The organism is Candidatus Enterovibrio escicola (assembly GCF_002464935.1).
Lineage (GTDB): Bacteria > Pseudomonadota > Gammaproteobacteria > Enterobacterales > Vibrionaceae > Enterovibrio > Enterovibrio escicola.
The window spans coordinates 281,173-293,178 of record NZ_NBYY01000009.1; the positions used below are offsets into that span (position 1 = coordinate 281,173).

A 12,006-nucleotide genomic window follows, 5' to 3' on the forward strand; every position below is an offset into this window, starting at 1 on the left:
TGAGATATTGTAAGTCATTAAATACTCTAAAAACATCGTTAGGAGAGCAATACCCACGACTCTTTCTACCACGTGTATTGGGGATGTGTTTTGGTATTGTTTTCCAAGTGTCTGAACTAATCGCAATTTCCACGATCAGATCATCATGGAATTAAACGGGAGGTGATGATGGGAAAGGGAAACAATATAATCCAAGTATTAGTAAACCGTGGTTCAGTCCATTTTTGGATAGACGCCACTACCATTAAGGCATGGTATTGTCTAAAGCATCACGGACATCGTGGCTGTGGGTTTATATTTTTGGATACCGAAATTTAAACGGATTGATGGTGAAAGGTATTTTTAAGCTTCCACTTCATGGATTAGAAGGCTTTCTCAATTCGGTTTTTACGTTGATGCATGTCCCGCTGAAATCTCCTACATACACTTTCATTAATAAGTGTTCGAAGACCGTAAAAGTTAAATACCGTTTGCCAAATTGAGGAGTTATCTCCCACATCATTATTGATACCACAGCCCTAAAATGATACGACGAAGGTGAATGGAAAACGTGTAAACACGGTAAGGAAAAGCAATGTATCTGGCATAAACTTCATCTTGACGTTTATGTATCTACTCATGAGGTTATTGTTGTAGAAGTTAGCCTAAATTCTGTGGATGAGAATGCAGTTTTACCTATATTGCTTAATCCATTACGACGAAAAATACAGCAAGTCAATGCTGATGGAGCGTATGACACACAAGTATGTCACCACGTACCGAAAAACAAAGGAATATCGCCAGTATTCCACCTCGAAGCAACGTGGGGTACTGAGAGGAAGGGCATGCTAGAAATGAAACTGTAAAGGCGTTAGAAGAAGATAAATTGGCGGAATGAAAAAAGGACTTGGGTTATCACAAATGATCATTAGCAGAAGCAGCAATGTTTCGCTATAAATAGTTGCTCAGATCTAAACTCACTCTTCGTGATTACAATGCTTAAGTTGGTGAAGTGCTAGCAAATGTGGAAGCAATGAATAAAGTCATAAGACTCATTATGCCCGTTCGCTAGCAGACAAATGAAGAATGTAAAGAAGATTGGGAGCAGTGTATTATAGACTTGATTTAATCAATAAAGCCCTCTAAGCGCGTAAAGTTTTACCCAATGTGGTTGACATCCACCCCCACGTTCTCGCTTCGCGACTACCGAAGGAAAATTCCATTACTGGGTAACACTAAATTGCTTTAGTGGTGAATTCCTGTTGCTGGTGGTATGGTTACACCACTCACTTCACAGGCTAATAAGGGATGTCCTCACTCTAAAATATTTATAGCGCCAACAACGTTAATGTTGTTAGCGTAATTACACTCTACGCATTCGAAGATCGCTTGTCTTTTACGATTTTTCCGTGAGACATGACCGCAATACGGATAAGTTTGACTTGTGTAATGAGCAGAAACGGCAATAATTAAGCCACCCTTCCATATCTGCTTATACTCAATCTGCCATCTAAACTCATACCAACCCCGATCTAAGATTGATTTAACTGAAGCAGCGCATAAGAAATGAACTAAATGCCGAAATCGCGATCTGATTGTTTGAAATAAACTATTGTCTGCACAAGGACTTGAGCATGAATAGTTTAAACGCTATTTTCGTCGATGTCGACGACTTTTGCCAGACTTTCCTTCCGGCATGGGAAAAATATCTAATTTCTTCCGGTTTCAAACAAAGAAACAAGCCTTTTCGCCTTTCAGTTAGCGAAGTGATGACGATAGTGATAGTTTTCCATTAATCTGGGTATCCAAATTTCAAAACTTATTACATCCACTTTGTTTATCGCTACCTCACCAACGAATTTCCTGAATTACTTAGTTACACGTGGGTGCGCAAACTCATACAAGGTGTCCTCGTTCCGCTTTGATCTTACCTAACTCACCGTCAGGCAAGGCCGATAGGGATTGCCTTTTTTTATTAGTCTACACTATAGGTTTGTCACAACCTACGCATTCTCAGAGATCAGGTTTTTCAAGGTACCTCGAAGCTAGGAAAAGGAACGATGGGGTGGTTCTACGGCTTCAAATTATACCTTATTATCAATGACCAAGGTGGCATTATCTCAGTTAAAGTGACGACGGCTAATGTGGATAACAAAAGGCCTGTATCGGAAAGGGTTAACAAGCTTTAGGGGTGTTTATACGGAGATAAAGGTTATATCTCTGATCCATTGGAGCGAAAACCTGCAAACAAGAGAGTGATACTGAGAACGGATGTAAAAAACATGAAACCTAAAGTGATGAAACTTTGGAACTGCCTGATGCTCCAAAAACGATTTATTATTGAAACAGTTTTTGACTAACTAAAAAACATATCCCAAATCGAGCATTCTCAGCACCATAGTTGTATCAGCTTTATGGTAAACTTGGTGGAGGGGTTTATTGCGTATTCATTTCAATCAAAGAAGCCGAGCTTCAAAATGACTAGGTTTGATAAGCAAGCGCTTATGCAGATCTGAGGTTAATGTATTAAGTCCTAAATTTTCCCTGACATTTCTACCGTGTTCTTCTGTATTACCTTTTGCGGAGCGAGACATATTCGCTATACGTAAATCTTCTATTGCTATCATCGCGTGATTTTTGCTGATTTGATTAGAAGTTTTGTGTAGAAAGTCTTTGCAGCAATTGGTAATTCTAGAGTGCAGGGTTTAAATTTTTGCTATTTATTTTTTTAATTAGCAGAGAGTTTAACTTTCTTTGCCCGCTTATGTTGTTCTTTAGTTAGTCAATCTGAGTGATTGCGATAGCCATTTCATGGCTTAACGTGATGCTCCATCAGAAAGAGCAATGAACCTAGTGATGCCCATATTAACGCCAATAGCAGACATTGAGTCATTTGTAGGCTCTATAATTTCTTGCTCAACCTAAAATGAAATATACCAGTGACCAGATTTAAAACTAACGGTGCAATTTTTAATTAAACTTTATACGTCTTGAGACTTGCGGAATTTAACCAAACCTACTATTTTCGGTAGTTTTACTCGCGAGGCATCTAACTGGCAATATTTGTTAAAATTAATGAAACGGATTGAGTCTTGGCTCTTTCCCTTCTTTGTAAATCTCGGTCTTTCTGACGTAAGTATCTTATCAAAACAATGCATCCACACACCGTGCAAGTCCTTTAATTTTTGTTGTAGGTTGTCGGTATATGCACCTTTCAATCAAGAGAGGTTTTCTTTTTTTGGGTCTGCGGATTTAGTGATTGATTTTCACAGGATTTATTAATTGGTTAAAATCGGATTTAATGATTGACATCATAAACCAAATACACTTGTATTAAGAACGTGGAGACATCCACAGCCGAACTCAGCGGTGACTCTGAAAAGACAAGGATTTAACCATGAAAACTATCTCTATTGCTGAATTTGAAACTCTGGTAGCTCGCAACGACTGGCAGCGAGAACAAGATTGCGAAGTTTTAGAGCGTCTTGATCGTTAGGTTGAAGAGTGGAACGAAGAAAACGAATCTTTTGATCTGAACGATATTCCTCACGTTTTTGGTTTGGCTTCTAAAACCTCAACCTTAGATGGTATCAAAATTACTTACACCGAAGGCTTTAACTACGACGAATGCAACTCCGACTCTCTGTCTACAGGAACCGAGGGACAGGATGCTGGTTGGTCTGTAGAAAGCGTTACGGTTGTTGATGAAAATGGTGACGAGCTGAATGCACACGAATTGGCTGACTATCTGGATTCTGATTTCAGCAGTATTAATTACAGCGTACTTGAGATAGAGCAAATAATTGACGTAGATGAGGACTCTGACATGGAAACATTTACACTTGATATTGATAACGAGCCAAACGTTCGCTTTACTGGTGAACTGGTAGCAAATGCGGCTAGTTCTGATAATCAAGCTATTGGCGGTAGTTATAACGGTCAAACTGGTCGTTGGACAGAGTTATCTCTTTACAAGACCAAAGGCGGAAAATTTATCTGTCATCAAGTTGGTCGCACTAAAAGGCAAGATGAGCGTGACCGTTTTAGCGGCAAGGTCTGTGAAACGCTGGAAGAGGTTAAAGAGTTTTTTGGCCACCGCTGGCTATCCAAAGAGTTGTACGCTGAGGCTAGCATTGATGATGTAGTAGAAGTGGAGTGACAGCAATGGGCTTCGGCTCCTGTCTTTTTGACTATGACAAATATTATGAATTGGCCTGACTACAATGTTAGTCAGGTTCATGAATCTGAGTATGATTATCAGGTTTACGCTGAACTAAAATACCCGCCTTCATTTTGCATCCACTGCTACACATCTGATCTCGTTGGTTTTGGGAAAAGAACCGAAATTCTTATGGATAGACCCATGCACGGCAAGCATGTCGGCATCCACCTAAATCGTAAACGTTTTAAGTGCCAAAGTTGTAATAAGACGTTCTACAAGCTTATATCGCGCAAAGATAAAAAACGTAGGATGACTAAACGGCTTATTGAATACATCGAGCGAGAGAGCCAGAAACGTATATTTTTAAGTATTGCAGATGATATAGGTGTGGATGAAAAAACAATCCGTAACATATTTCAAGATTACTGCGAGCGTGAAGAAGAACAACTGAAATTCGAAATGCCAAAATGGTTAGGAATTGATAAAATTCATATCATCAAGAAACCTCGATGCGTGTTACCCAATATTGAGCATCAAACAGTCATTGATATGCTCGACAACCGTAATAAATCAACTCTACTTTGCTACTTTACAAAATGCGAAGACAGAGAGCGTATTGAATTTGTCGCAATGGACATGTGGCGTCCTTATAAGGACACGGTAGAAACCATGATACCGAATGCCACTATCGTCATAGATAAGTTCCACGTAGTCAAAATGGCTAACGAGTCGTTAGAGCGTGCAAGAAAAGCAATATGTAGCCAACTTACGCCACAACAGCGCCGTGGACTACTAAAGGATAGGTTTGTACTGCTAAAGCGAAAGCACGAACTCTCAGATGCGGAATACTTACGTTATTCTGGCTGGATACTTAACTATCCTGAAATGGAAAAAGCTTACGAATTTAAAGAGTCTTTCTTTGTCATTTGGAACAGTCAGACGCGTGATGAAACTCAGCAAGCTTACTACGCTTGGCTACGACTGGTTTCACCTGAAATGACGCGGTCTTTCGATCCGTTAATCAAAGCTATGGGGAACTGGCACAATGAAGTTTTTGCGTACTTTGATCATCCAATAACGAATGCTTATACGGAAAGTCTCAACAACCTCATTCGAGTTATGAACCGTACTGGTCGAGGTTATAGCTTTGAAGCTCTTAGGGCTAAAATGCTATTTACTGAAGAATTACAAAAAGTGAAACGTCTACTATATCAATGAGATCCAATTCCTGATGATGCCATTAGCTTGTTTGATATGGCTGTGGAACCGAAAATAGTAACGAACTATGGTTCGAGCATATCAACTTTGATCAAATAATTTGGAAGGGATTTTAAAAGTCCCATTTCACTCACTAAATCCGCATACCCATTTTTTCTTCCATCTTATAATCAGCTTGTGTAAATCAAAGACACTTGGGATCTTCTCACCTTTATCAAGCTTGTCTAAGCAATGACGCAGTCCCTGATTCCACACAAACCGTACATGGCCGCCAAGCACAGTTAGTCCAACTACCTATTCGGTGGTAGGTTCTAATCTAAATTTATAAGATGTAAGTATTAACATGATGTTTAGTATCATATAGATTATTTTTTTGAATAAGAATTCAATCAATTAACCACTATCGGAAGCAAATAAATCGAAGAATACACCATGCTTTGGGTGAGAAAACCGAACCAATTCCCATAAAACACACATTTTCAAGGGATTACGACCTGATACCTCTTCGAAAATCTCTACATAGCTGATACCTTTGGTGTAGATCATCATTGCATTTACCAAGTCTCCTGCTGCCCTCGCTATCACTTCATACCACTTCTTAAAGCTCGCTGTCGCTTGAAGACCATAATATCTCACTCGTCGAAATCCTTTAGGAAAAATATGCTGAACCCGCCTGCCCACAAATACCTGAGTATCCACTGTCTCATCCGTTTTTAACTTCGTTTTATGTCATTGACAGTAATACCTGATTTGATGACCGCCATACCCAACTATCCTAGATAAGCCTATCGGCGGGGATGACAAATAGTTAGTTAGGTATCATATTGACCCTCGGTAGCTTTTGCTTGGGACTTTATTTTTACGATCATTGCCAATGATCGGCATAGAAACCATCAGGATAGGATACTTAGCCCATAAAGTTCTTATCACATATTCATACACCGGAAACTCGATCTCAATTAACTTCAGTAAGTATTTTTACCAAAATAATCGTAGCTAAGATAACGATAAATGCTGAAACCATTTCCAATCTTAGTTGGAAGGAAAGAATGCACTTTCAGCCAGCATCACATGTAAATGTGGATTTGAGTTGCCATTACGGCAATAGGTATGGATGAAAATAATAACGGCAATTGCACACGTATTTGTCTTAAAGTGTGCCTAAATTAATTCTGATAAACAGGCTTACGCCAAAACCATAAACCAAGAATATAAACGCCTCTGATTGGAGTGATTATGGAAAGGAATACGAAGTTACTCAGGAAAGGTTAAGACAACTTGCCGATAGCTCACTATAGGAAACAGGAGGACGCCTATTTTGACCATACTCTCCCGTGCATAACGCTTTCCACATTGAGGACAAGTTTTTCCCTTACAACTAAAGTTAACTTTATGTTGCCCTTGACCGAAACTCCATCATTGGTAAGTGACAAAGCCATTTTCTGAGCTTCTACACTTCAGTATCTTAGCGATTTCTGAATGATAATAATCGGTGTCATAGCGAGGGTTACTAGATACGAATATGGCCCAATTCATAGTAAAAATACGTTTAAAGCGAAGCTTCTTCGATTTGATACCTTTAAAATTCATTCATGCATTTTATCTGTTCAATCGTGCTAAATATATCACAGAAAGAGACATGCCTTAAGCCCTATCACATATATCTTTTGGAAGAAAATTTCTAGATAAAATAACAGAGAGCGGGATCAAGTTCTATCTTGAATCTTTGGGACTTTGACGTTAATGTCGCCGAACCCAGTTTGTAGGTACCGCTCAGGAAAATGGTCATTGCGAACCACTCCCTGCTTTCCGTTAGCTTGGAGTGATGTAAAATTATCGAGCAAGGATTGAACCTCTTCTTTTATAGCTTGAACCAACAACTGCTGTGCGCCTTATTTCAGCAGTTAATTAAGCGGGTTTTCTAGTTTATGAAGCTCGGTAACGTTATGATTATTGTCCATGCGGTTATTCCTTGTTGGTTGTTGATCTGGCGAGATTAATCAACAGGTTATACCGCACTATTTCCTACCCATACACCAGAAATTACTATAGCTCTAAACATCCGAGTATAGCCAACCAAATTAGGAAATGTACCTGTTAAGTAACGGCAAATAAATTGCGTGTGATATATTTTAAAATCACAAAACTAAGATTTCTGAAAAGATACAATAATCATTATTACTTCACTGATTGAAAGGTGAGAAGGTTGATTTTTATTTCGGAATCTGGTCCACTTTACAAGTGGAAAGGAAAACCTGACAAAAATCGGCGATATCGGTAAAAACAGAGTCTGAATTATTCACGCCAAAGTCCTTATGCATCTGATGATTTGATTCAAACGATCTGGTCGTGACCTTGAGCACTTAGTTCATTGTTTATAAGTAGTTCAGGTTATATTAGTATATCATCAGAAAACAGGTGCCTTACACGAGTACGTGTATATATTTATTACATAACATAGATTATCGCGAAAAACAGAAAAACATTAGTTGCCAAAAACATTAGTTGCCCGTGTCGATACCACCTAGCTCTTCATACAGATTTGACAGGAAAACAGCCAGTTCACCACACATGAGTGATAAATCAGCATCCAAACGTTTGACGATGTCCTCACAAACGATATCAGCATTCTGATCTATCAATTCTTCAGAAAATTTTATGCGTTTAACAGACATGTCATCGCAAAGCGTTAGGTCAATGCGGTTTTGCCAATTTAACGTCAACTTCGTAACCAACTTATTTGCTTTGATATGTGCGCGGATTTCGTTACTAGACAAATCTTGTTGTGTACAACGGATAACTCCTCCTTGATCCAAGGAGTCTTTTAGCTCTGCTTCCTCACCAATAGTGAAGCCCTTAGGTGCTTGGTTTAAACGAACCCACTTTGTCATCGCTAGTTCTATCGAATTTCTGGTTTTTATTGGTTCAACGAGAAGGCTACCGAGTGATTTTCTTAATAATGAGAGAATATCTATTACTCTCTTCACACTGCTTGCATCGATAATGAGAAGTCCCGTTTTTGGGATGAACAAGGCACGGGTTTTACTATGACGGCTAAAGGCGTGCGGTAGTAAGTCCAGAATGATGTTGGTTTTCAAACTGTCTTTTTCTTTCTTCCTAAGCATCCGACCTTGCTCTTGTTCCATCGCATCAACTTTTACGTCTAAAGAGTCTTTAATCACCGATGCAGGTAATATTTTTTCTTCTTTGCATGCACATAGTAGAATGTTATTCTCGCACACATGCGTCAACGTGTCGCCATGTTTGCCAAACGCCGTCGTCCACCCAAATTTATGGAAGTCTCGACTTCCACAAGGAGTGAAGAGGAACTCAGATAATTGTTTTTCAATGAGTTTAGGATCGAGGTCAATATCACGCGTAAGACGGTAGACAAAAATATTCTTAAACCAAATCATAAAAAGGTTTTATCTCTCCAGTAATGACGAAGCCCGTAATAGTATTGTATTCAATGAATAATGTCGCTACAATTGGGGCTAAATGTGGCACAGCTCTAAAACAATAGTCATGCATCGTGCGATGAAAAAATTTCATATACCTACCTAGTATCCTAGTATCCTAGTATTTAGATGAAATTTTTTTAACTCTGCATTCAGATAATAACTGCAACACTTATGGTCCAGTGTAGAAAATGAGGACAATTACCAAAATAGATCCGTTATTCTCTCCAAGTAAACAGGGAGTACTTACGATGAATTATAAGCAACTGGTTATAAAAAGAAGATACTAAATCACAGCCATTTTGGAATTGGAAATGGCGTTGTTGATTAAATCAGGCTTACAACGCACTGCTCCCAATCTTTTTACAGTCTTAATTTGTCTGCTGTCGCACAGGCATATCTAGTCTTACAACTTTGTTCATCTCTTTCACATTTGCCAGCACTTCACCAACTTGAGCATTGTAATTAACCTCAGATCTGCATAAGTGATTGCTTATCAAGCCGAGTCATCTTGATATTTAGCTTTTTTAGTTGAAATGAATACGCGATGAGCCCTGCCATAAAGTTGATACAATTACGGTGCCGAAAATGCTCGAGTTAGGGTATGTTTTTAGTTGGCAAAAACGGTTTCGATAATACATCGTTTCCGGAGCATTAGGCGGTTCCAAAGTCTCATCACTTTGGGTTCCTATTTTTTCATACCCGTTATCAGTGTCACTCCCTTCTCTGCAAATTCCCGCTCTAATAGACCAAAGATATAACCCTTATTTTAGTATAAACACCCTCAAAGATCGTCAGAGATTTCCGACACAGATTTTTTATCATCCACGTTAATTGTCGTCACTTTGACTGAGAAAATACCACCTTGGTCATTGATAATAAGGTGTAATTTGAAGCCGTAGAACCACCCCATCGTTCCTTTTCCTCAGTTCGCGGTACTTTTAAAACCTGATGTCTAAGAATGCGTAGGTTGTGATAAACCTGTAACTGGAACGAATCAACGAAGGAAATCCTTGTTAGCCTTGCCTGACGGCGAATGAGATAAGAGCAAAATGGAACCAAAACACCTTGCATGAGCTTAAGCATTCGCGTGTAGCTGACTAATTCAGGAAATTTATTGGTGAGGTAATAGCAAAAAAAGTGGATATAATAGGTTTTGAAGTCTCTTCACTCCGATTGATGGAAAGCTATCACTATCGTGATTACTTCGCTAACTGAGACATGAGAAGGTTTGTTTCTTTGTTTGACACCGGAAAAAATTAGGGTTTTTCCCATGCAGGGAGGAAAGTTTGGAAGAAGTCGTCGACATCGATGAAAATAGCGTCTAAGTTATTCTTGCCAAAGTCCTTACGCAGTCAATAGTTTATTTCAACCGATCAAATCGCGATTTTGGCATTTAGTTCATTTCTTATCCGCAGCTCAGGTTATAGTTATTATCTGAATTTAGGCCTTTGAATCATGATCTACTCATTGGATACATTACTTAAAATAGCGTTTGTTATTAAAGTAAACGTTATTCCTAAATCTTTCATTCATCACCTTCCAAAGCTGTTTTATTGGGTTCTGATTCGGACTGTACGTCGGTAGATAGTCAAATTAGATATTGGAGGATGAATATGGTATTTTTAAACAAAAACTAGATCACCTCGGTGATCTCCTGATCCGTCTAAGATTATATGTTACTATATGAGTCCATGGATAGTCGTCCTTTAACTTGCAGAAAAGTGAACAACTATCTCACTATCCATGGTATCATATTCGTTGATAACTGCACCTGCAATATCAGGAAGATTGAGCGTACCAATAATATTCAGGCGGCTGTGGCGACCTGTGGTTTCAAGTGCTTTATCTTGTCCCGAGGATATCCATCCATACTGGATTTTTATCGCTTGCGTTTGATAGACGGGCTTAATGAATAAAATAGTTCCATCTGAGGTGCAACAGGCTTTGTGCGCCTAATTAGTGACGGATGAAATCCCGTTATTTTTCTACGTCGTACTTACGATACGATACCTTTAGTCATCTTATGACTTAAACCATTGTGATGGAGCCATTTAATCACGCAAATAATGGCATCTTTAATACAAAATTACTGTTCATAGTCTTTGAAGTGGCGAATGGACGGTTGTTTCATGGATACACCCCGCTTGAGTATACCTCACAGTACTACAACCTTCTGATGTAAACAGTCCCAATTTTATACAGTCGAAGACTCGAGTATCATGTATTATATCATGCAGATTTTTGAATGTTTGTTTTTATTTCTTGGTGAAAGTCCCTTTCATAGCGCGTAACTTGATCCTAATTTTATTAAAAGTCAAACATTTTCAATGATAACTAATATATATTTGATGATAGAACGCATATATTTTTTTGCATAAGATGAGCTATAGAACTGCTATAATACTCTCAAATAATAAGAGTCAATAAGTCACAAATTAACTGGGTCTGGAAGAATGGTAAGAAGGATTCTTGTTATAGAAGACGAAGCACCGATCCGAGAAATGCTTTGCTTTGTTCTGGAACAAAAAGGTTTTCAGACGCTTGAAGCAGAAAACTATGACAGTGCATTAACACAGATCTGTGAACCTTATCCTGAGTTAATTTTGATGGATTGGATGTTGCCAGGTGGTTCAGGGATCAACCTAATCAAGCACCTAAAGCGCGATACATTGACACGTCAGATTCCAGTTGTTATGTTAACTGCGCGGGGAGAGGAAGAAGATAAAGTGCACGGTTTGGAGGTAGGCGCAGATGATTACATCACGAAACCGTTTTCACCGAAAGAGCTAATGGCTCGACTAAAAGCCGTAATGCGTCGTGGTTCTCCGACATCGCTGGATGATGTGATTAATGCTCAGGGGTTAAAACTCGATCCTGCATCACATCGTGTAACTGTTCATGAAAAACCGTTAGATATGGGTCCAACTGAATTTAAGATGTTACACTTTTTCATGACGCATCAAGAACGTGTGTATAGCCGAGAGCAACTTCTTAACAATATATGGGGAACCAACGTTTATGTTGAAGATCGTACAGTTGATGTGCATATTCGTCGATTAAGAAAAGCACTAGAACCAGATGGTCATGATAAGCTAATACAGACCGTTCGTTGTGCAGGATACCGTTTTTCTACACGTATTTAATTGAATTAATTATCTATTCATGTTAATTCTCAAAGACTAATGG

Annotated in this window: 8 protein-coding genes and 7 pseudogenes; 5 read left to right on the forward strand and 10 right to left on the reverse strand. The window is 38.8% G+C overall.

Going from position 1 to position 12,006, the window contains the following annotated elements:
- Window positions 1–165: 165 nt before the first annotated feature.
- Window positions 166–1,051 (forward strand): annotated as a pseudogene (locus tag BTN49_RS02930) (IS5 family transposase).
- A 242-nt stretch (window positions 1,052–1,293) separates the two neighbouring features.
- On the opposite strand, the gene BTN49_RS20160 reads toward BTN49_RS02930, so the two are convergent.
- A complete protein-coding gene (locus BTN49_RS20160) occupies window positions 1,294–1,575 on the reverse strand; it encodes a zinc ribbon domain-containing protein (RefSeq protein ID WP_097356062.1) in 282 nt (93 codons plus the stop codon).
- Window positions 1,576–1,613: 38 nt separating this feature from the next.
- Here BTN49_RS20160 and BTN49_RS21790 point away from each other — a divergent pair.
- Window positions 1,614–2,495: pseudogene (locus tag BTN49_RS21790) on the forward strand (IS982 family transposase).
- On the opposite strand, the gene BTN49_RS21795 reads toward BTN49_RS21790, so the two are convergent.
- A complete protein-coding gene (locus tag BTN49_RS21795) occupies window positions 2,436–2,681 on the reverse strand; it encodes a transposase (protein ID WP_146679080.1) in 246 nt (81 codons plus the stop codon). The pseudogene BTN49_RS21790 and the gene BTN49_RS21795 overlap by 60 nt on opposite strands.
- An 857-nt stretch (window positions 2,682–3,538) precedes the next feature.
- On the opposite strand from BTN49_RS21795, the gene BTN49_RS02950 reads away from it, so the two are divergent.
- Window positions 3,539–4,138, forward strand: coding sequence for a hypothetical protein (locus BTN49_RS02950; protein WP_199399295.1), 600 nt, complete (start codon window positions 3,539–3,541; stop codon window positions 4,136–4,138).
- 33 nt (window positions 4,139–4,171) lie between these two features.
- Window positions 4,172–5,359 (forward strand): ISL3 family transposase, encoded by a 1,188-nt coding sequence (locus tag BTN49_RS02955; RefSeq protein WP_199399296.1) that lies wholly within the window; start codon window positions 4,172–4,174, stop codon window positions 5,357–5,359.
- A gap of 126 nt (window positions 5,360–5,485) precedes the next feature.
- Here BTN49_RS02955 and BTN49_RS20170 read toward each other — a convergent pair whose 3' ends face one another.
- From BTN49_RS20170 to BTN49_RS20180, 8 genes and pseudogenes are all read right to left on the reverse strand, one after another.
- On the reverse strand, window positions 5,486–5,638 hold the full coding sequence (locus BTN49_RS20170; protein WP_394336624.1) for a helix-turn-helix domain-containing protein: 153 nt from the start codon (window positions 5,636–5,638) through the stop codon (window positions 5,486–5,488).
- A 114-nt stretch (window positions 5,639–5,752) separates the two neighbouring features.
- A pseudogene (locus BTN49_RS02960) lies at window positions 5,753–6,073 on the reverse strand (transposase); the annotation flags it as partial.
- A gap of 540 nt (window positions 6,074–6,613) precedes the next feature.
- Window positions 6,614–6,745 (reverse strand): annotated as a pseudogene (locus BTN49_RS20175) (transposase zinc-binding domain-containing protein); the annotation flags it as partial.
- 320 nt (window positions 6,746–7,065) lie between these two features.
- A complete protein-coding gene (locus BTN49_RS13760; protein ID WP_158523585.1) occupies window positions 7,066–7,236 on the reverse strand; it encodes a hypothetical protein in 171 nt (56 codons plus the stop codon).
- A gap of 624 nt (window positions 7,237–7,860) precedes the next feature.
- Window positions 7,861–8,772 (reverse strand): recombination-associated protein RdgC, encoded by a 912-nt coding sequence (gene rdgC, locus BTN49_RS02970; RefSeq protein ID WP_190319192.1) that lies wholly within the window; start codon window positions 8,770–8,772, stop codon window positions 7,861–7,863.
- 416 nt (window positions 8,773–9,188) lie between these two features.
- Window positions 9,189–9,284: pseudogene (locus tag BTN49_RS12720) on the reverse strand (IS5/IS1182 family transposase); the annotation flags it as partial.
- A gap of 4 nt (window positions 9,285–9,288) precedes the next feature.
- A pseudogene (locus BTN49_RS21800) lies at window positions 9,289–10,172 on the reverse strand (IS982 family transposase).
- Window positions 10,173–10,296: 124 nt separating this feature from the next.
- A pseudogene (locus BTN49_RS20180) lies at window positions 10,297–10,395 on the reverse strand (hypothetical protein); the annotation flags it as partial.
- 878 nt (window positions 10,396–11,273) lie between these two features.
- Between BTN49_RS20180 and phoB the strand changes: the two are divergent.
- Window positions 11,274–11,963: a phosphate regulon transcriptional regulator PhoB gene (phoB, locus tag BTN49_RS02985; RefSeq protein ID WP_097355941.1), complete on the forward strand. Its 690-nt coding sequence runs from the start codon at window positions 11,274–11,276 to the stop codon at window positions 11,961–11,963.
- Window positions 11,964–12,006 lie beyond the last annotated feature (43 nt).